The sequence below is a fragment of the Clostridium sp. genome (assembly GCF_036639235.1).
Lineage (GTDB): Bacteria > Bacillota > Clostridia > Clostridiales > Caloramatoraceae > Clostridium_AB.
In genome coordinates this window covers 43,987-63,503 of record NZ_JAVWJB010000001.1, presented here as the reverse complement: position 1 = coordinate 63,503, position 19,517 = coordinate 43,987, and the positions used below count along the sequence as shown (strand labels likewise).

Annotated in this window: 20 protein-coding genes and 1 pseudogene; 9 read left to right on the top strand and 12 right to left on the bottom strand. The window is 31.6% G+C overall.

Annotation, left to right across the window (positions count from 1 at the left end):
• Nucleotides 1-18 precede the first annotated feature (18 nt).
• The 7 genes from RR539_RS00350 to RR539_RS00320 form a co-directional block, all read right to left on the bottom strand.
• The gene (locus RR539_RS00350; RefSeq protein WP_332473713.1) at nucleotides 19-900 is read right to left on the bottom strand and encodes an RluA family pseudouridine synthase; all 882 of its coding nucleotides are present in this window, start codon (nucleotides 898-900) and stop codon (nucleotides 19-21) included.
• 8 nt (nucleotides 901-908) lie between these two features.
• On the bottom strand, nucleotides 909-1,886 hold the full coding sequence (locus RR539_RS00345; RefSeq protein WP_332473712.1) for an RluA family pseudouridine synthase: 978 nt from the start codon (nucleotides 1,884-1,886) through the stop codon (nucleotides 909-911).
• Between the two features lie 494 nt (nucleotides 1,887-2,380).
• Nucleotides 2,381-2,572, bottom strand: coding sequence for a hypothetical protein (locus tag RR539_RS00340; RefSeq protein WP_332473711.1), 192 nt, complete (start codon nucleotides 2,570-2,572; stop codon nucleotides 2,381-2,383).
• A gap of 280 nt (nucleotides 2,573-2,852) precedes the next feature.
• A complete protein-coding gene (locus RR539_RS00335; RefSeq protein ID WP_332483448.1) occupies nucleotides 2,853-3,782 on the bottom strand; it encodes a 3'-5' exoribonuclease YhaM family protein in 930 nt (309 codons plus the stop codon).
• Nucleotides 3,783-3,973: 191 nt separating this feature from the next.
• On the bottom strand, nucleotides 3,974-5,971 hold the full coding sequence (locus tag RR539_RS00330; protein ID WP_332473709.1) for a methyl-accepting chemotaxis protein: 1,998 nt from the start codon (nucleotides 5,969-5,971) through the stop codon (nucleotides 3,974-3,976).
• A gap of 37 nt (nucleotides 5,972-6,008) precedes the next feature.
• Nucleotides 6,009-7,997 (bottom strand): methyl-accepting chemotaxis protein, encoded by a 1,989-nt coding sequence (locus RR539_RS00325; RefSeq protein WP_332473708.1) that lies wholly within the window; start codon nucleotides 7,995-7,997, stop codon nucleotides 6,009-6,011.
• Between the two features lie 281 nt (nucleotides 7,998-8,278).
• Nucleotides 8,279-9,340, bottom strand: coding sequence for an HD-GYP domain-containing protein (locus RR539_RS00320; protein WP_332473707.1), 1,062 nt, complete (start codon nucleotides 9,338-9,340; stop codon nucleotides 8,279-8,281).
• A gap of 160 nt (nucleotides 9,341-9,500) precedes the next feature.
• On the opposite strand from RR539_RS00320, the gene RR539_RS00315 reads away from it, so the two are divergent.
• Nucleotides 9,501-9,827 (top strand): winged helix-turn-helix domain-containing protein, encoded by a 327-nt coding sequence (locus RR539_RS00315; RefSeq protein ID WP_332473706.1) that lies wholly within the window; start codon nucleotides 9,501-9,503, stop codon nucleotides 9,825-9,827.
• A gap of 91 nt (nucleotides 9,828-9,918) precedes the next feature.
• Nucleotides 9,919-10,629 (top strand): DUF3298 and DUF4163 domain-containing protein, encoded by a 711-nt coding sequence (locus RR539_RS00310; protein WP_332473705.1) that lies wholly within the window; start codon nucleotides 9,919-9,921, stop codon nucleotides 10,627-10,629.
• A 248-nt stretch (nucleotides 10,630-10,877) separates the two neighbouring features.
• On the opposite strand, the gene glsA is transcribed toward RR539_RS00310, so the two are convergent.
• The 5 genes from glsA to RR539_RS00285 all read right to left on the bottom strand — a co-directional run bounded on the left by glsA (nucleotide 10,878) and on the right by RR539_RS00285 (nucleotide 15,433).
• The gene (glsA, locus tag RR539_RS00305) at nucleotides 10,878-11,795 is read right to left on the bottom strand and encodes a glutaminase A (protein ID WP_332473704.1); all 918 of its coding nucleotides are present in this window, start codon (nucleotides 11,793-11,795) and stop codon (nucleotides 10,878-10,880) included.
• A gap of 64 nt (nucleotides 11,796-11,859) precedes the next feature.
• Entirely contained in the window at nucleotides 11,860-12,423 is a 564-nt protein-coding gene (locus tag RR539_RS00300; protein WP_332473703.1) for a Fe-S-containing hydro-lyase, read from the bottom strand.
• A 10-nt stretch (nucleotides 12,424-12,433) separates the two neighbouring features.
• Nucleotides 12,434-13,273, bottom strand: a complete 840-nt coding sequence (locus tag RR539_RS00295) for a fumarate hydratase (RefSeq protein WP_332473702.1) — start codon at nucleotides 13,271-13,273, stop codon at nucleotides 12,434-12,436.
• Between the two features lie 172 nt (nucleotides 13,274-13,445).
• A complete protein-coding gene (locus RR539_RS00290; RefSeq protein ID WP_332473701.1) occupies nucleotides 13,446-14,636 on the bottom strand; it encodes a sensor histidine kinase in 1,191 nt (396 codons plus the stop codon).
• Between the two features lie 230 nt (nucleotides 14,637-14,866).
• Nucleotides 14,867-15,433, bottom strand: coding sequence for a TetR/AcrR family transcriptional regulator (locus RR539_RS00285; RefSeq protein WP_332473700.1), 567 nt, complete (start codon nucleotides 15,431-15,433; stop codon nucleotides 14,867-14,869).
• Nucleotides 15,434-15,589: 156 nt separating this feature from the next.
• Between RR539_RS00285 and RR539_RS00280 the strand changes: the two genes are divergently transcribed.
• The 7 genes and pseudogenes from RR539_RS00280 to RR539_RS00250 form a co-directional block, all read left to right on the top strand.
• Nucleotides 15,590-16,333 (top strand): polysaccharide deacetylase family protein, encoded by a 744-nt coding sequence (locus tag RR539_RS00280; protein WP_332473699.1) that lies wholly within the window; start codon nucleotides 15,590-15,592, stop codon nucleotides 16,331-16,333.
• A gap of 187 nt (nucleotides 16,334-16,520) precedes the next feature.
• Nucleotides 16,521-16,904, top strand: a complete 384-nt coding sequence (locus RR539_RS00275; protein ID WP_332473698.1) for a hypothetical protein — start codon at nucleotides 16,521-16,523, stop codon at nucleotides 16,902-16,904.
• A 125-nt stretch (nucleotides 16,905-17,029) separates the two neighbouring features.
• Nucleotides 17,030-17,395, top strand: a complete 366-nt coding sequence (locus tag RR539_RS00270) for a hypothetical protein (protein ID WP_332473697.1) — start codon at nucleotides 17,030-17,032, stop codon at nucleotides 17,393-17,395.
• A 44-nt stretch (nucleotides 17,396-17,439) separates the two neighbouring features.
• On the top strand, nucleotides 17,440-17,715 hold the full coding sequence (locus RR539_RS00265) for a ground-like protein (RefSeq protein WP_442878368.1): 276 nt from the start codon (nucleotides 17,440-17,442) through the stop codon (nucleotides 17,713-17,715).
• A 67-nt stretch (nucleotides 17,716-17,782) separates the two neighbouring features.
• Nucleotides 17,783-18,829: a hypothetical protein gene (locus RR539_RS00260; protein ID WP_332500155.1), complete on the top strand. Its 1,047-nt coding sequence runs from the start codon at nucleotides 17,783-17,785 to the stop codon at nucleotides 18,827-18,829.
• 158 nt (nucleotides 18,830-18,987) lie between these two features.
• A complete protein-coding gene (locus RR539_RS00255) occupies nucleotides 18,988-19,290 on the top strand; it encodes a hypothetical protein (protein WP_332473695.1) in 303 nt (100 codons plus the stop codon).
• A 17-nt stretch (nucleotides 19,291-19,307) separates the two neighbouring features.
• Nucleotides 19,308-19,517: pseudogene (locus RR539_RS00250) on the top strand (hypothetical protein); the annotation flags it as partial.

The following is a 19,517-nucleotide window of genomic DNA, read 5'->3' as shown; positions in this document are numbered from 1 at the left end:
TCATACTCAAAATAGAATTTATAAATTTCTAATAGCGTTTTCAATATCCTTTGGTATATCCGCTATAATTTCAATTTCAGAGTTGTCACGAATACTAGTAAACCTTAATCTATAAGCATGTAGTGCCTGTCTATTTATAATATTACTTTCCTCAAAGTATAGTGTATCCCCTATAATTGGATGTCCTAAATGCTTCATATGCACCCTTATTTGATGACATCTACCTGTTTCAAGAATAACTTGTACCTTAGTAGCTTCCCTTTTACTCTCTAGTACCTTGTAGTGGGTAACTGCCCTTTGTCCACCTTCCATAACACATCTTCTTAAAGATTCTTCACTAGGTCTTCCTATAGGCTCATTAATTGTTCCACTGCCTTCAAGGCATCCATCAACAAGTGTTATATATGTTTTCTCTATTTCGTCTTTTTCCATCTTCTTAGCCATTGCCATATGTGCAAACTGACTCTTTGCAATAATAACAAGACCTGATGTATCTCTATCTAGTCTATTAACTAATCTAACTATAGTGCTCTCCCCCCTACTTCTAAAGTAGTAAGTAACAGCATTAGCAAGTGTTCCTAATCGGTGACTTCTAGTTGGATGTACTATCATAAATGGTGGCTTATTAACAACCAAAATATCCTCATCCTCATATGCTACCTCTATAGGAATGTTTTCAGGTTCAATGTCCTGTGTTTCATTATCTGACATTTTAATTACAAGATTATCCCCTGCCATTAGTGAATATCTTGCTCTTTTTGCCTCATTATTAACAATTACTCTTTGCTCTTTAAGGGACTTTCTAATTATTCTTGAAGAAAGCCCTATTTCATTTTTAAGGTATTCTGATAGTTTATATCCTTCATGTTCCTTATTTATAGTAAAATTCAAACTGCTCATAATAACTCCTAGAACTTAAACACGTCATTTTTGATTTTCTTAAAATAGTGTGGAAGACTCATTGATATTGTCTTACCCTCTAAATGTTTAATAGTCTCAGGGCAATTTTTGAAGATAATCTTATATGCTACAAGCATCTGATCCTCAACCCCAAACTTATTTTTGAAGAAACTATTAACCTTTCTGTTACCGTACTTGTGATCTCCTACAAGTGGTGCATCAAGATGTGCAAGGTGTGCTCTAATTTGGTGTGACTTTCCTGTTATAAGGTCAATTTCAACCTGTGAGAACTGTCCTACACTTTCAATCATCTTAATATCTGTAATAATTTCCTTTGATTCCTTAACAGGGTTATCGAATATACGAACCTTGTTAGCACGTCTATCCTTTTGAATATGGGCTACATATCTACCGTCCTTTGGCTTATTAACTGTAAGTGCCATATAGTACTTCTTAACATTACCTTCACGTATAGCCTCATTAACACCCTTTAAAGCCTCATAGTTCTTAGCAAAAATAACTAGACCCTCTGTATTCTTATCTAGTCTATTACAAGGTGATGGTGAGAATGTCTTCTCCTTGTTTGGGTCATACATTCCATTATCAAATAGATAAGCTATAACCTCATCAGTTAATGTAACCTCATCTCCCTCATCTGGGTGCGTTAATAATCCCTTTGACTTTTTAGCTACAAGAATATAATCATCCTCATATGCTATATCAAAGTCATATTCAACATTCATAAGTCTATTTAGTATTTCTTTATTTTCGTTTTTCTTCTTTTCTTCATCAAATCCGAAGAAATACCAAACTACATCTCCCTCTTCAAGAACATATTTCTCGTTTGTCTTAGCATTATTAACCTTAATGTCCTTTTTTCTAATCGCCTTATATATATTCCCAAGTGACATATCCTTTAAGTATTTCTTTAAAAACTTATCAAGTCTTTGACCACTTTCATTTTGCGTTATCTTTATTTCTTTCATAATTTAATATTTAGTAGTAACCTACTAAATCTCCTTTCTTATGTGAATCCCTAAATTATTGTCTTCTTATTCACTAAACATTTTTTGTCTAACCCTTATTATACTACATGACAAACAAAGAAGGAAAGGTAAATACCTTTCCTTCTGAAAATAACCTAATTACTAAGTTATATTTTATGCTTCTTTGTCGTAGATAACCTCTAAATATTTAGCCTTAAGTCCCTGGCCAAATCTTTCAGTATCCTTAAATATTTTAATATTAGCTGGGAAATCCGCAACTCCCTCATCTAGGAATATATTTATCCCATCAACATTTATTATCTCATCTCCATCTTTTTTCTCATACAGAGAAAGTCCAAGTACTGGTCCTCCTCAGCCAAAAGATGCTATTTCAATCATAATGGAATATTCCTTATCTTTTTTACTTAGTATATCTACGATGTCAACCTTTGCATTATCCTCTATAAAAACTTTCATAACCTTCGCCTCACTTTTTATTTGACGCTTATAATAACTTCCTTATCTTCCTTTGCCATACACATCATACATAGTGAAGATATTCTTAGTGCAATTTGTCCCTCTTCTAGTCCTTCTTTTTCTATTTGCTTAACTTCAAGTACACAGTTAGCACTTTCACATACATTACATACTAATTTGAAAATTGGTCCTAAATTTAAAGAATTCATTATAAACACCCCTAATTAATAATTATTATTTGTTAATAACAATTTACAATATTTTTCTGAAAAATGCAATACCTTTTTATTATTTTATAGAAATTACTAATAAATATTATGTTACTTAATTTTTTCTGTTACTAAAATATGCATTTATCTGTTTTACTACCTTCATATAAACTTATATAAAAAATAATCCCTAGCTAATGCTAGAGATTATTACAAACTGCTCACAAACATGTTTTTCATGACAGCCTGTTGAAAAGGTAATCAGGCTATATAAATATTTTTAAGATTTTTTAATACTTCTTTTATAGATGTTGTTATACTCAGTCCAATTAGAATCTGTATTGTCCCTTTGAACAGCTAAATAAAATGCGTTTATTTCGGCACTTGCCTTATCTGCATTATGAACAGCTATAGCCTCTATGGTCATAGGAACCACAGGTGAACCCATATCCTTATGTCCATGATGGGCTAGTATTCCATGTACTATATCTATTTCCATATCCCTTGGGAAGCCCTCAATGGTTGATATAGCCCTTTGAACTATATGTGCACCCATACTAATATGTCCAAACAACTTACCCATATCAGTATATTTATTCTCTGGAAAATCCGATAATTCATATATCTTTCCTATATCATGAAACAATGCCATAAATACTGCTAAATCTCTTTTTATATTGTATCTGCTATTACAAAAAGCAATCGTGTTTTTAGCAACTTCAATAGAATGCTCTGCAAGTCCCCTTACATATGCATGATGAATCTCAGCTCCTGCTGACCTTTTAAAGTATCCATCCTTAATTTCTTCTATACTAAACATTTTATCTATTAACTTTAATATAAAAGGCTCCTCAATACTATTTACTATTTCATTTAATTCTTCCTGAAGTTTTTCTTCACTAATAGCACAACATGGAGTAAGCTGAGATAAAATCTCACTTGCCGGCTCCTTAACAACCTTAATACTTCCTATATGTATTTGTATATTACCTTTAAAGTCCTTAACCTGACCTGTAACTTCAACAATATCTCCACTTTTTATAACTGAATATCTTTCATCATCACTCCAAATCTTAGCATCATATGTTCTAAGACCCCTAGTAATAGAAAGAGAATAATATTCCTTAGTATTTTGTCCTACCTTTTTTTGAATTTCTCTTACCATAAAGGCTTTATTTTCAATTTTTGAATTTATAGTTATATCTGACATATATCCTCCTAGACTCAAGTAGATATTTCTATTATTTTACCACTTTTTATTTTAGAGTCAACTTATCCTATGTATATTTCTATTATTTATTTCTATTCCCTTTTATTTAATAGGAGTTAAATTTTTATACTAAATAAAAACAAGCTAAGGGATACCTATCCCCTAGCCTGCTATTATTAAAACTAATTTTCTTATACTGAGAACTGATTAAGTTCTGAGTTAAGTTCATCAACTAAAATTGAAAGATTAGTAGCAATTTCTGAAACCTTGTCAAATGCTTCTAACTGTGAATTTGTTAAATTCGCTATTTCCTGTGAAGCCCTATTTGTCTCAGATGAAGAATTCGTAATACTATTCATAGCCCTTGTAATACCTTCTCTAGCAGTTAATATTTCCTCGTTAAGACTTACTATTTCTTCTATACCAGTGTATATTTCCCTAATATTATTATTAATATTATTAAATATGTCCTCTGTTTCACGTACAGCCATGTCCTGTGCCTGTGATGCATCTATTGATACTTTTACTGACTCTACTGCGCTTTTAGACTGTTTTTGTATATCTGATATAAGTCTTGCAATCTCTCCTGTTGCACTTTCTGACTCAGAAGCTAGCTTTCTAACCTCATCTGCAACAACTGCAAAGCCACGTCCTGACTCACCTGTTCTAGCAGCTTCTATTGCAGCATTTAAAGCTAGTAGATTAGTTTGACTTGCAATTGCACCTATAGCAGTTACTATATCTCCAATTTTGCTAGTTGCTACGTCTACTTCCTTAATAATATTTTGCACCTCTTTAAATGCAGTATTATTAGACTTTGTTTTATCAATTAATGTATTTATTTTAGAAGTTCCACTTTGGTTAAGCTCATCGGCTCTATTAAAACTCTCCCTTGATGATTCTATAGCCTTAGATATATTATCAAGTGCTTTCGATAACTCTTCACCCTTTTCAATACCCTCTTCTATATTTCTTGTTTCCTCATATGTAGTAGATGCTACTTCACTAACTGTTTTAGATATTTCCTCTATACATGCATTAGTTTCCTGTGATGTTGCAGCTATAGTTGTTGATACTGATGTAACCTCACCTGCTACTCCCTTTACAGAAATCATAAAACTTCTTAAATTCTCTATTGCCTCATTAAATGAACCTGATAATTCACCTAATTCGTCTCTACTTTTAATGTTACTAACCCTATTTAAGTTTCCATTTCCAACCTGCTCAAGATCATCTTTTATTGATGATATGCTTCTTGTTATCCCCTTAGTTGCAAAGTAAACAAGTACAATTCCAACTAAAACAATAACTATGCAGCATATTATAGTTATACCTATAACTACAGATGCTTTCGAATTAATTTCATTATAACTAACTGTTGAAATTATCTTCCAATCTGTCTTCTCAATTTTATCGAAAATGGCTATTCTCTTGTCCCCATTTCTTTCATAATCTTCGCTACCAGAAACTGCTTTATTGATTACATTTTCAAGGCCAAATAAATCAGCTTTTTTCCCTATAACTTCACTATTTCTATGGGCAATTGCAATATTATCCTTATCAATTAATGTAAATTCACCACTTTCCCCAAGTTTCACTTTTAAAATCAAACTCTGAAGTGATTTAAGTGATATATCGAATGCTACAACTCCACCAAATTCACCCCTACTTGTTTTAATTGGTGATGAAACAGTAATTAGTGTTTCCTTCGTGTTAAGGTCTGTATATGGCTGGGTCCAATATATCCCCTGCTTCTCAACAGCACCCTTATACCATATTCTATCCTTTAAAATTATATCCTTAGGTATAGTTATATGTGGATAAATAACCAATGAATTATCTGGCTTTGCAACATATACACTAATTATATCTGGATAAGCCTCCTTAACATTTAAAAGAGCATTATCAAGAAATTGTAGGTCTATTGATTCTTTCCAGTACATTGCATCTGTTATTGTAATATTTGATGTTAACATATTAATAGTATCTTCATTTGTTTTAAAGAAACTATTTAAATTATCCTCAAGCTTACCTGTTATTTCTGTTGAATTTGCTTTAAGGTCACTTATAAACATACCTTCTATACTTTTATAAATAACACTACCCATTATACTAACAGAAACAATAATTACAGCTATAAGCATAAGAATAAGCTTCATTCCTATCGATTTTTTTATTTTATTTAGCATACTTTCATTCCTCCATTAGCAATTAAACTTTAAGTTTTTATGTATTAAACCTGTTAATCTCTTCACTTAAGCCATTTGCTAACTTACTTAATTCCTCAGCAGTTTGAGTTACACTTTCAAATGCTGCTAGTTGCTGCTCAACTGAAGCTGAAATTTCTTCAGTTGATGCTGATGTTTCCTCTGTTGATGCTGCAATTGATTCCATAACAGATACGATTTCATCCTTTTTATTAAGCATAGTATTATTAAGTCTCATAATATTTTCTATTTCTCCATTAATATGATTAATGGTTGTACTTATATCTTCAAATATACTTTCTGTCTCATTTACAGCCTCTGTTTGTTCACTTGATGCCTCAAGTGCTGCGCCCATTGCCTCAACTGCACTTTTAGCTTTTTGCTGAATAGTACTTATTAAATCATTAATCTCGATTGTTGATTTTTCCGACTCCTCTGCAAGCTTTCTAACCTCATCAGCTACAACCGCAAAGCCACGTCCTGCTTCTCCAGCCCTTGCCGCCTCAATAGAAGCATTAAGTGCAAGTAGATTTGTTTGTCCAGCTATTTCGCTAATTGTTACTACAATACTTCCTATAGCCTCAGTTGCAGCATTCACACTACTAATCATAACTTCAACCTTCTTAGATGCTTGGTTATTCTCCTTAGTTTTAGCAATTAAAGTATTAATTCTATCCTTACCCTCAAGATTTAAATTATCTACTACTGTAAACTTATCCCTAGCACCCTCAATAGCCCTTGATATATTCTGTATCTTATCTGAAAGATTAGTAGTTTCATAAAGCGCCTCTTCAGTATCTCTAGCTTCTAAATTAGCTAAATTAGCAACCTCTGTTACCTTGTTTGCAACCTTATCTGAAATTTTTACTGTTTCGTCTGTAACAGATGCTAGAACAAATGATGATTCACTTATTCTACTTGCTGAGTCATTAATCTTCCCAATTAATGTTCTTAGATTATTTATAGTAGATGAAAGAGTGTTAACAGCTTGTCCTACTTCATCCTCAGACTTAATGTTAATTTTTATATTAAGATCTCCCTCTCCTAGCTTTTTCATATATTCTCTAAGTCCATTAACCTTTTTAGATGTAAATCTTATGCCTATAAAAGCAATAATACCTCCAAATAAAGTTACTAAAGCAATACACATTGCAATTATAGCCACTATTTTAAAAAGTAGCCCATTTATATCAGAATATTTTGCTTCTCCAATAAGTTTTAGTGATAACTTATCTATATTTTGATATGTACCATAAATTTCTTTTCCATCTTTATCAAATACTATAGAACCTTTTTCCTTAGAACTTGCTGCATTTAATAGATTTTGTTCATGATATTTATGCCCTATTTTTGTTTTATCCTTACTTGAAATAACATTTCCCTTATTATCTATAATTGATAATATTCCTGTATGAGATATTTTTGCCTTATTAACACCTGCATATAAATTATCTACTAATAAGTCAAGTGCAAAAACCCCTCCATTTTCCCCCTTGCTTGTTGTAAGTGGGGATGCTATTGTTATTATTTCCTTACCTGTATGGTCCCTATAAGGATTACTCCATATAACCTTTTTAGATTCACTTACCTTTTTGAACCATTCTGCTTTAGTAATTTCTCCTTGAGTTATACTCTTTTTAGGAGATTCTATTAAAACATTATTTGGAAGGTAAATATACGCCCTAGTACTTTCATTATGTGTTTTTAAATATGTTTCTAACGTTCCATCTATAAAACTAATAATAGGTGTATTATGCCAATATAGAGCATCAGATATATTAAGATTTGTTGTTAACATTTTCATATTTTCTTCATTATCAGTTAAAAACCTATCAATACCTGTATCAACTTGCCCTATTACCACATCAGCATTTTTCTTAAGATCTTCAATAAAGATATTCTTACAACCTATATAGATAAAACTACCCATAATAATAAGTGGTATCATAATTATTACTAAGACCATAGAAGTAAGTTTTGTTGTAATTGAATTAAGTCTACCTTTCATCTTCCTCCGCCTTCCTAAAACAAACTTTATCCTAATATATTTCGCCATTTTTCCCTTTTCCTTTAAGTGTCATTATATAATACAACAAATCCTACCAATATAAATATTGGTAGGATTTTCTTACATTTAACAAATTATTCATTTTTAATTAACATATAGTGTATTATTTTACAAAATATATTGACTTCTTTTTGTATTATATGGTACACTAATGGTGATAATTTTTTGAGAATAACTCCATATTCTCTTATTCCCTTTGCCTAGATAATCTAGGCTTTTTTTTATATCACCAATTTGCTAACAGAAATGTTAAGTGTCTTTAAAAGATCTACCTCAACAGGATTCATTCTTTCATTACATTCATTTTTAGTAAGTCTAACAATAGGTCTATCTGGAAACCCTTTGTTATGGCCTACCACAAATCCTCTTAGCCCATTAGATAGAACTATTTCAACTCCTAGTGGATACATTGAGAAATTATTACAGAATATTTTTACAAGATTTTCGTCCAGCATTTTTCCACTTTCTCCGAGAATCATCTCATATGCTTCATTTGCTGGGAATCCCTTTCTATATACTCTGTCACTTATTAATGCGTCATATACGTCACTTATACAGGCTATTTTTGCGTAAAAAGATATTTTGTCCCCTTCTATACCATAAGGGTAACCCTTGCCGTCAATTCTCTCATGATGTTGTAGTACAACACTTTTTGATTTTTCGCTTATGTGATCTGATTTTGATAATATGTCGTATCCATATTGTGGATGTTTTCTCATTTCTTCAAACTCTTCGTCTGTTAATTGTCCCTTTTTATTTAAAATATTTATAGGTATTTTCATCTTACCAATGTCATGTAGTATGGTCCCCACTCCAAGGTCTACTAACATATTTTTAGTAAGTCCTCTTTCAATTCCAAAATACAATCCTATAACAGATGAATTTAAACAATGCATGTATGTATAATTATCATAGGTCTTTAGTTCAGTTAGGTGTATTGATGTTACTTCTTTGTTTGTTGTTAAATATTCGACCATATCTTCTACTACACTTATTGTATCTTTAATTTTTATAGACCCACTATTTTGTACTTTCTTAAATACGTCTGAAATGGATCTTAAAGCATCACTTTTAATTTCTACAAATTTCCAATCTTCTGGTAATATATCATCAAGGTCCACATCCCTAACATATATGTAGTTAATTCCAATTCTATCCAGACTGTTTATGAATCCTTCCGTAAGCGATACCCCCGCTTTAAGTAATATACTTCCGTCCTTACCGATAATATTTTGTGCAAGTTCTTCACCAGGAACAACAGAAGATAACCTAACTAATCTCATTATGCACCTCTTCTTTTATGTTTTATCTATAATTTACTAATTATTTTACCTTAATTTTCAATATAAATCAAAAAAATATAATTTATTATTTTATTTTTATTATTTTCCTAAATGTCTTATAATTATTTATAGTAAATAAACACTGAATTGAGGAGGAAATATGAAGCCTATTTTTAAATTATGGATTGACAACGATGGAAAAGTATTTGGAAAAGGTCCTTTATTACTTCTAGAAGAAGTAGAGAAAACAGGCTCTCTATCTGAGGCTGCAAAGGTTATGGGAATGTCCTATAACAAAGCTCATACCCTAATTAAACGAATTGAAAAAAACATTGAAACTAAACTATTAATCAAGAAGATTGGTGGAGTTAATGGCGGAAGTTCCACTTTAACTGAAGAAGCTAAGGAGCTTATTTTAAGCTATAAAAATTTTCACAGTGAATGTGAGGAATTTATCGAAAAAAGCTTTAAGAAAAATTTTCTTTAATTGTTTTTTCTGTAGCGGGATAATATACCAAGATAAAACCTTTGAATATGCTAATACTATAACTAGTATATAAAATTTGGAGGTGGCTATTTTGAAACTATTCCGCTTATTTTTTTTATCTCTAATCCTACTTATCCTACCTATTACCTCATATGCTAAGAGTTCTATGGCATTAAATATTAATCAAATTTCAAAAGAATATAGCAATAGTTATATCTCCATGGATATTAAGTATCCACAGATTTTATCAAACTATAGTGGCCCTGTTTTAATTAATTCCCTAATTAAAACTAGTGTAGATAATTTTGTTACCTCGCTTGAATCAGATGCAAAAGCCTCCTTTGAATCTAGTAAAAATGGCTCCTTTGACTTTTTCCCGTATAACGGGGTTACTTCCTACCAGGTTATGTTAAATAACAAAAACCTTCTAAGCATTCCTATAACCTACTATGAATACACAGGTGGAGCCCACGGAATGACTAATTTAATCGGTTATAACTTTAATCCTATTTCAGGTAAATCACTTTCACTTAATGACCTATTTAAATCCCCTGACTATATGCCATATTTAAAAAACATTATAACTACTTCTATTAAATTAGACCCTGATATTTATTTTAACGATTCAGTAGATTATATTAATTCTCTTAAAGAATTTAAAAACTTCTATGTATCAGATACTTTCCTTGTAATATTTTTTAACCAATATGAAATAGCTCCCTACTCCTCAGGTACCCGTGAATTTAAAATCCCCCTTAAGAATCTTGGAATCTATTTCTACCCTAAATACAAATCTCTATAAATAAAGGCTGTTATTAACTTAATAACAGCCTAAAAAATGCCAAAAAATAAAAAAAACGCTGTAGTTTCCTACAGCCAAACGGGTATCTTATAGCGTAGACGTTTAATTTTAAATAGAATACTATTTAACTAACGTCTTTATATATAGTGAATAAAATGTTAACTTTTATTCGACTAATTATTATTCTAAACTATTTAATTGGGTATTTCAAGTATGTCAATATATTTTTTATTAATATTTTGTTCATATTAGAATATACTAAGCCTTATTTCTTCTGAAAGCTGCTTTAAAACTTCCATTCCAGCAATACTATTACCCTTAGAATCTAAGGATGGGCCATATACCCCAATTCCCATTCTCTTAGGTGCAGTACATAGTATCCCCCCTGAAACACCACTTTTTCCAGGTATTCCAACATCAATAGAAAACTTACCTGACTCATCATACATTCCACAGGTTAACATAATAGTCTTAACTATTCTGGCTATGTCACGTCCTATAACCTTCTCACCTGACCAGGGAAGTATTCCATCCATTGCAAGCATAGCTCCAATTCTTGCAACATCCTTGGTGTTAACCTTTATAGAACATTGTCTAAAATAAACATCTAGTATTTCATCAGGATCATCCTTAAAAACTTCAGTACTTCTCATAAAGTTAGCAAGTGCTCTATTTCGATATCCCGTTTCACTTTCAGAATTATATACATCTAAATCAACTGTAAGACTAGGATTTCCAGTAATCTTCTTGGTAAACTCAAGTATACGATTAAATGACTCCTTATAATCTCTTCCCTTAATGAGGGAGGTTGTTGCTATTGCCCCAGCATTAATCATAGGATTCAATGGCCTTTTAGCGTCCTTAATCTCAAGGTTGATAATAGAATTAAACATTTCATCAGATGGTTCAACATTAACAACAGAAAAAACCTTATCCTTACCATTGTCAATCATAGCAAGCATTAATGTAATAACCTTAGATATGCTCTGAAGTGTAAAATTCTGCATATAATCACCTGCATAATATTCCTCACCACTTACACTAGATACATAAATACCTAGATGGTTCTTATTAGACTTAGAAAGTTCAGGTATATAGTTTGCAACCTCACCTTCTAATGTAATATATCTATTGCTCTCAATAATATTTGATAATAAATTCTTCATATAATCACCCTATATTATTTTGTGTAATTATATATTATTTATCCAAATTTTTTTTACAAATTAATTATATTTCCGAGGAAATAATCGAATTTAAATAGGCTTTTTGTCCTAATTCGTAAAAATTATTTCCCTTTGAATCTATAGCAACTATTAAGGGTAAATCCTCTATATACAACTTTCGTATTGCCTCTGACTCTAAATAATCATATGCAATAACCACGCACTCCTTAATACATTTAGAAGTATATGCAGCTGCACCTCCTATTGAAGCAAAATACACTGCTTTATTTTTTTTCATAGATTCTATAACTTCAGATGATCTATTTCCCTTACCTATCATTCCCTTTAGTCCTAGTTCAAGAAGTGATGGCGTATAAGAATCCATTCTATAACTAGTAGTTGGTCCTGCAGAACCTATTACCATACCTTCCCTGCTAGGTGTTGGCCCAACATAATATATAACATTCCCGTTAATATCTATTGGAAGATCCTCTCCCTTACTTAGGGCCTCTACCATTTTCTTATGTGCTGCATCCCTTGCAGTATATATATATCCACTTAAAAGCACTCTATCCCCTGCTTTAAGGTCTTTAATCTTATCGTATGTTAATGGTGTATTAATTCTCATTACATTCCTCCTATATAACCACTGACATATGTCTTGTTGCATGACAGCTTATATTAACTGACACAGGAAGTCCTGCTATATGAGTTGGATAAACCTCAATATTTACACCAATTGCTGTAGTGTATCCTCCAAACCCCTGTGGCCCTATTCCAAGTTTATTAATCTTTTCTAAAATTTCATTTTCTAATGCTGCATAATAGGGATTATTACTCTCCTTATCTATTGGTCTAAGTAATGCCTTTTTAGACAATAGAGCGGCCTTTTCAAAGCTTCCACCTATCCCGACTCCTACAATAATAGGAGGGCATGGATTAGACCCTGATTCCTTAACTACCTTTAGAATAAAATCCTTAACCCCATCAATTCCCTCTGATGGCTTAAGCATTTTAATCTGACTCATATTTTCACTTCCAAATCCCTTAGGTGATACTGTTATTTTTATTTTATCCCCTTTTACTATTTCATAATGAATAACAGCTGGAGTATTATCCCTTGTATTAATTCTCTCTATTGGGTCTGATACTATAGACTTTCTAAGATATCCATCTTCATATCCTCTTCTAACCCCTTCATTTATAGCATCCTCAATGTAATCTCCTTCAATATGTACATCCTGACCTATTTCAACAAATATAATAGCCATACCTGTGTCTTGACACATTGGCATTTTTTCACTTGATGCTACCTCACTATTTTTAATAATTATATCTAGTATTTCCCTAGGAAGTCCCTCTTCCTTATTTTTATTGCTTATTAGTGCACTTTTAATGTCACTTGATAGGTGTAAATTAGACTCTATACAAAGTCTTCTTACTTCTTTTATTATTATTTCACTACTTATATTTCTCATAACTTCCTCCTATAAAAAAACAAACCTATATTATTATAACATTAATAATATAGGTTAATAATTCAATATAATGTATTTAATTTGAATTTTAAGAGGTTTTAATTTTAATGCTTGTCTTTACTCATTTAAACTATTAAACTATCTTCCTAGGGCTAATAAGGACTCTTATACCCTATTTGTGAAAACATATATCCGATAATTCTAGTTCTATTGTTTCACTTCTATACTCATATGCTTCAAAACCATCTTCTCTTTGCATAGTTACATCATATGGAAGCTTAATTATAAATTCACTTCCACTTCCCTTTTCACTATAAACTTCAATATCTCCACCATGCTGATTAACTATATGTCTTGCAAGTGATAACCCTATACCGCTTCCTTCATTTTTACGGGTATATCCTGAGTTAATCTGGGCATATCTTTGAAAAATAAGTTGAAGCTTATCCTTTTCCATACCTATTCCATTATCCTTTATACTAATATTAATGTTACTATCTGTTGATATATTTACAGATATACTCCCCTCTTCCTGGGTAAACTTAATAGCATTTGAAAGTATATTTAAAATTACCTTTTCCATTTTAATTGGATCTATTAATGCTATTACTTCCTCATTATCAGTATCAAATGTAATTCCTATATTCTTATTATCAATATAAGGAGTTATAGAATCTGTTATATCCTCTACAAAAGAAACTATATTACACTTTCTTTGGGTTATTTCTAAATACCCTGAATCTATTTTAGTAAGGTCTATTATATTATTTACAAGTCTAAGTAGTCTTAATGAATTAAATCTTGTAATAGATAGATATTCATTAAGCTTCTTATCCCTATCGCTAATATTTCCATTGTCTAACTGGTGGCTAAGTAGTTGTACAACCCCTAATATAACATTTAGTGGGGTTCTAAGCTCATGGGAAACGTCAGCAAAATATTCAATTTTACCTTCACTTTTTTCTATTTGTTCTAGGGAAAATCCCTCTAAAACCTTTTTACTATTTTGAATATAGTACCATATAAGCATTATACTATCTGAACGCTTAACAACATCCACTTCATACCAAATGCCATATTTTTTTCCTATATACACATTAGTAGATTCTTTTATAGTAATCCCCTTCGATATTCTTTCAATACTAGCTATTAAAGAGGAGAATGATTTATTTGAAGTATCAGAACTATCATCTGATAAAGTTAAAATATTGTCCATTATAAGAATGTCTGAATCAACATTAAATATATTATTTACATCACCACAAATGTTTTTTATCTTAAGTTCCTTATCTATATTACATATTAGTAGAGGCTTGATATCAATTTGTTTGTTATATTTATTTAAAACTTCAATATCAGTCATTAAATTTTCCTCCTATATGATACTAAGAACTTGTTTTATATGTATAATTCTATTAAATTTACATTTTACCTTTAAATTTTTTTAAAATATTACACAAATAAAAAAAAGTAGTCAAATGACTACTTTAAATTGTTGACAAATAAAATATTTTTTGTACCTTAATAACTTTAAATCTATTATTGCTGAAACGTATCTTGCTAAAATTATATCTTATATGTGTTTTATCTATTTTATTTTTTACCTATTCCCCTCATTAAAAACTCTACAAGAGTATCTAGAAGGTCATCTGTATCTATGTCCTTGTGAGTAACGCTATAAACAACAGTAGATGTCATAACACCAAAGAAGTTAAATGCAATTATCTCTATATTATTGTTTTCTATATACTTAGCATCTGCTGCTTCACGAAGATATCCCTCAATTATCTTATAATACTTTTCAAGTGAATCTCTAAGCTGAAGTTGTCTTTCTTCATCTCCCCACATTTGGCTTAGTATAGTTTTAAAGAATGGTAAATAATTAATAACCATCTTTAACTGTACCTCACAGACCTTTCTAAGTTTTTCAGTAGGCTCTTCTAAATGTCTCGTCTTATCAAAAAGCTCTTCTTTTATTAATCTAATCCCCTCGTCAATTATAAATTTAAAAATATCTTCCTTGCTTTTAAAATGGTAATATAACGTACCCTTAGCAACACCTGCTGTCTCCGCTATCTCATCCATTGTCGATTTGTGATACCCCTTTTTTGAAAAGGACTTAATAGCCGCTTCAAAAATTACCTTCTTTGTTTTGTTCATAACCTATCCACCTCTAAATTTTCTTTGTCTTTTTAATTGTTGAAATTAATTAACTATTCAGTATAAATATTTTATCATTTAATTTACCATAAATAAATACTTTTAAATAACAGATTTATGGTAAAACTAATATTAACTTAATTAAGGAGGTCTATTATGCAATATTTTAACATAAAAAATCGTCTAGTAATTATTTTTGTATTATTTTTGCTTTTTATGCTTTTTCCAGTTTCTAGTCTAGCCTACAGTAATTCTATGACTTTTGATTCTACTAACCTATCCTCTCCTAAAAAAACAATTTATCTTACCTTTGACGATGGACCTGATACTAAAACAACTCCTGTTATTTTAGATATATTAAAGAAGGAAAAGGTACCTGCAACCTTTTTTGTTGTTGGTGAAAGATTAAACTACTATCCATCAACCTTTAAGCGCATGGTTAATGATGGACATAAGATTGGTCTACATTCCTATAACCACATATTAAAAGATGTATATAAATCTGATGCTGCATTTATATCCCAAATGGAAAAATCAGATAAGCTTCTTCAAAACAAATTTAACATTAAAACAAATATTATTCGATTTCCAGGTGGAACATATAAAAGGTTAAGTCCTACACTTTTATCAAAGCTCCATAAATGTGGATATAAGGTTTACGATTGGCACACTAGTGTAGGTGATGGCATGTATCCTTCCACTCCACCTGATAAATTAATAGAAAATGCTATATCAACTAAAACAAAACGTAATAATATTATAGTTCTACTTCATAATAGACCTAATAACAAAAACACAGCACTTGCACTTCCAAAACTTATTAAACACTATAAATCACTAGGTTATACATTTAAAGTTTTAGATGAATCTACACCTGAATATTATTTTTACTGCAAATAAAAAACCTATGTTACTATTTTTTTAAAAATTTTAGTAACATAGGTTTTCTTTTTTAACCCTTACATATCAAGGCTTTTCACTAATTTTTTATATAAAAAAAGTGTCATAATTTTTTTGTAACCAAAAACTATACTTTGTCATAAATTGTTATTAAGATTAAAAAAGTTAAGCAAAAGGAGGGATATATATGCTAAATGCTCTACTTTCGAGTCTTTTCGGTGGCTGTGCACCTTGTGATAACAGCTGCTACAATCAATACCCATATAACCAACAATGCTATGAACAGTATAATCCATGCAACGCTCAATGGTGCCAATATCCTCAGCAATATGGGTGTAACAACAATTACAATCCCTTCGTAAACAACTGCTGTAATTCCTATCAACAACCACAATATCAGCAGGTATGTTATCAAGGCCCTGTTTGTTGTCCACAGCAACAATACGATTATTGCTGTGATAATAATAAAAATCATAAGAAGGATAAGAAGAAAAAAAGAAAAGATAAAAAGAAAAATACTAATGACTGTCAGTGCTGCTGTTGCTGTAGTCAAGGATACTACAACTACTAATTTGATTTTTAATAGCTAGCCATAGGCTAACTATTATAAATAAAAAAATTATAACTTTTAGTTATAATTTCATACCATTTTATTATTTTATCTAAATTTAATTATCTTTAAAGGGGGTAATTTCTATGTCAAAGAAATCATCATGCTGTAAAATGGAGCCTTGTGGATGTCCAACACCAAGAATGTGCTGTGGTAGTATGGCTGTCCCAACACAAGCTTACCAAATGGTATCAGTTCCTCAATTAGTTTATGATAATGTTCCTGCATGTGGAGGTGGCTATCCAATGCAACAAGGTGGATTCGGTGGCTTTGGCGGCTGCGGATCTGGCGGAGGTTGTAGTTGGCTTATAATCATCATCCTACTTCTTTGCTGCTGCGGTGGCGGAGGATACGGCGGATGCAATGATGGATGTGGCGACGGATGTGGATTTGGCGGATGCAGCTGGATTGTAATCATCATTCTTCTTCTTTGCTGCTGTGGCGGGTGCTAATAACTAATTTTATTTAATTTATTTAATAAAAAGGGGGAATTAATATGTCATGCTGTAATGTAAACTATGGATGTGCTCCTATGTGTGCAATGCCTCAACCAATGCCATATGGTGGTGGATTTGGAGGATTTGGTGGATTCGGTGGCTGCGGGTCTGGTGGCGGATGTAGCTGGATCGTAATCATCATTCTTCTTCTTTGCTGCTGTGGTGGCGGAGGATACGGCGGATGCAATGATGGATGTAATGATGGATGTGGATTCGGTGGATGTAGCTGGATCATCATCATAATCCTACTTCTTTGCTGCTGTGGCGGATGCTAATTAAATAGTTAATCGCTAGCTAGGGGGAAGCCCCTAGCACTACATACTAATATAAGGTAGGTGCAAAATGGCCCAAAATCAAATAGATCCTAATATGTTAAATAATTTATTATCTCAGCTTAATCCTAATATGTTAGCTAGCATATTAAATAATATAGATCCAGAGGAAATAGCAAAGGCAATTAATTCAATAGAAAACCCAAATTCTAATAATGATATAATTGAAGAGGTTGTTGACCCTGAAACTATAATTACTGAAAGGGAAAAAGATCAGGAAAGACAATATAATACCAATACTCAAAATAATAATTCCCAAAATGACTACACCAGCCAAATGGCCGGTGGTTTTAGCATGTTTACAGTTGATTTAAACTCCCTTTTATCGAGTCTTCAAGGAGGAGAATCATATCCAAACAACAAAAATAACTATGCTTCTCAAAATAACCAACAGCAAAATAACATGAACTCTAATAATATGAACCAGAATTCAACTGGTAGTATGAATAATGGTAACCTAAATAATGGACAAGTTTCTGATCTAAACTCACTAATGAGTATGCTTATGCAAACTATGAACCAAGGAGGGGTTAACCAAGGAAATAATTTAAATCAAAATAATGGTTTTAACCAGGGACAAAACTTTAATCAAAATAACGGTTTTAATCTGGGACAAAACTTTAATCAAAATAACAACTTTAACCAGAGACAAAGCTTTAATCAAAATGGATTTAACGGAAATAACCGTCAACCATATATGAATAATCAAAACCAAATGCCAAATATATTATCTATGCTAGGCGGTATGGGTGGTATGGGCGGTATGGGTAATCTTATGGGTATGATGGGTGGTCCTTCTGGCATGGGTGGCCTTGGCAATCTTATGGGTATGATGGGCGGCATGGGTGGTCCATCCGGCATGAATGGAGGAGGCCCACTTGGTGGCTTAGGCAATCTTATGGGCATGATGGGTGGTCCCGCTGGCATGAAAGGTGGCGGACCACTTGGTGGTATAGGTAATCTTATGGGTATGATGGGAAATATGGGCGGCATGGGCGGCATGGGTGGTATGAATCCTATGATGAATATGCTAATGAAGTTTATGGGAAAACGCTAATAAATCTATAAATACCTATTACCAAAATAGTATATTGACTTAGTCAAAAACCTGAGGCGCACTGCGCCTTATTTTTTATTTTTACCTATGTAACATATTCAAGTTTCATTGAATATTATAGTAGTATAGTTTCCTATGAGAAATTTAGAGGTGATCCTATGACTCGATACTATGAATGTGAAAATATCTTGAATCATTGCTGTGAAAGATATGAAAAGAAATGTTATGGAAAAAGACGTTATAAGAAATCTAATGAAGATAATTACAGAGATTATTTTCAGCCTAGCTATTATGATCCAAGTTATCGAGACCCAAACTATCATAATTCCCCCTACTTAGAGCATAATTATAATCTATATGATCCCTACAACACTTATAGCTGTAATTCTAATGAAAATATCTTAATACTACTTATTATTATTGCTTTAATTTCTTGTTGTAGCAGCGGCTGTGAAGAGTAATTATAAGGAGGCATTTTATGTCAAAAAAAAGCAAGAGAGATAGGGATAAGGATAGAGACTACTACCAAAACCCAAATCAACCTTACAACTACAACCCTAATATGCAGCAGGGATATAATCCTAACATGATTAATCCTAATATGCAGGGAGGGTATAATCCTAATATGCAGCAGGGTTACAACCCTAATATGCAGCAGGGATATAATCCTAATATGCAGGGAAATATG

What these genes read in the sequence shown, in the direction of transcription:
- RR539_RS00350 (WP_332473713.1), bottom strand. Translation starts at nt 900, where the DNA reads ATGAGCAGTTTGAATTTTACTATAAATAAGGAACATGAAGGATATAAA.
- RR539_RS00345 (WP_332473712.1), bottom strand. Translation starts at nt 1,886, where the DNA reads ATGAAAGAAATAAAGATAACGCAAAATGAAAGTGGTCAAAGACTTGAT.
- RR539_RS00340 (WP_332473711.1), bottom strand. Translation starts at nt 2,572, where the DNA reads ATGAATTCTTTAAATTTAGGACCAATTTTCAAATTAGTATGTAATGTA.
- RR539_RS00335 (WP_332483448.1), bottom strand. Translation starts at nt 3,782, where the DNA reads ATGTCAGATATAACTATAAATTCAAAAATTGAAAATAAAGCCTTTATG.
- RR539_RS00330 (WP_332473709.1), bottom strand. Translation starts at nt 5,971, where the DNA reads ATGCTAAATAAAATAAAAAAATCGATAGGAATGAAGCTTATTCTTATG.
- RR539_RS00325 (WP_332473708.1), bottom strand. Translation starts at nt 7,997, where the DNA reads ATGAAAGGTAGACTTAATTCAATTACAACAAAACTTACTTCTATGGTC.
- RR539_RS00320 (WP_332473707.1), bottom strand. Translation starts at nt 9,340, where the DNA reads ATGAGATTAGTTAGGTTATCTTCTGTTGTTCCTGGTGAAGAACTTGCA.
- RR539_RS00315 (WP_332473706.1), top strand. Translation starts at nt 9,501, where the DNA reads ATGAAGCCTATTTTTAAATTATGGATTGACAACGATGGAAAAGTATTT.
- glsA (WP_332473704.1), bottom strand. Translation starts at nt 11,795, where the DNA reads ATGAAGAATTTATTATCAAATATTATTGAGAGCAATAGATATATTACA.
- RR539_RS00300 (WP_332473703.1), bottom strand. Translation starts at nt 12,423, where the DNA reads ATGAGAATTAATACACCATTAACATACGATAAGATTAAAGACCTTAAA.
- RR539_RS00295 (WP_332473702.1), bottom strand. Translation starts at nt 13,273, where the DNA reads ATGAGAAATATAAGTAGTGAAATAATAATAAAAGAAGTAAGAAGACTT.
- RR539_RS00290 (WP_332473701.1), bottom strand. Translation starts at nt 14,636, where the DNA reads ATGACTGATATTGAAGTTTTAAATAAATATAACAAACAAATTGATATC.
- RR539_RS00285 (WP_332473700.1), bottom strand. Translation starts at nt 15,433, where the DNA reads ATGAACAAAACAAAGAAGGTAATTTTTGAAGCGGCTATTAAGTCCTTT.
- RR539_RS00280 (WP_332473699.1), top strand. Translation starts at nt 15,590, where the DNA reads ATGCAATATTTTAACATAAAAAATCGTCTAGTAATTATTTTTGTATTA.
- RR539_RS00275 (WP_332473698.1), top strand. Translation starts at nt 16,521, where the DNA reads ATGCTAAATGCTCTACTTTCGAGTCTTTTCGGTGGCTGTGCACCTTGT.
- RR539_RS00270 (WP_332473697.1), top strand. Translation starts at nt 17,030, where the DNA reads ATGTCAAAGAAATCATCATGCTGTAAAATGGAGCCTTGTGGATGTCCA.
- RR539_RS00265 (WP_442878368.1), top strand. Translation starts at nt 17,440, where the DNA reads ATGTCATGCTGTAATGTAAACTATGGATGTGCTCCTATGTGTGCAATG.
- RR539_RS00260 (WP_332500155.1), top strand. Translation starts at nt 17,783, where the DNA reads ATGGCCCAAAATCAAATAGATCCTAATATGTTAAATAATTTATTATCT.
- RR539_RS00255 (WP_332473695.1), top strand. Translation starts at nt 18,988, where the DNA reads ATGACTCGATACTATGAATGTGAAAATATCTTGAATCATTGCTGTGAA.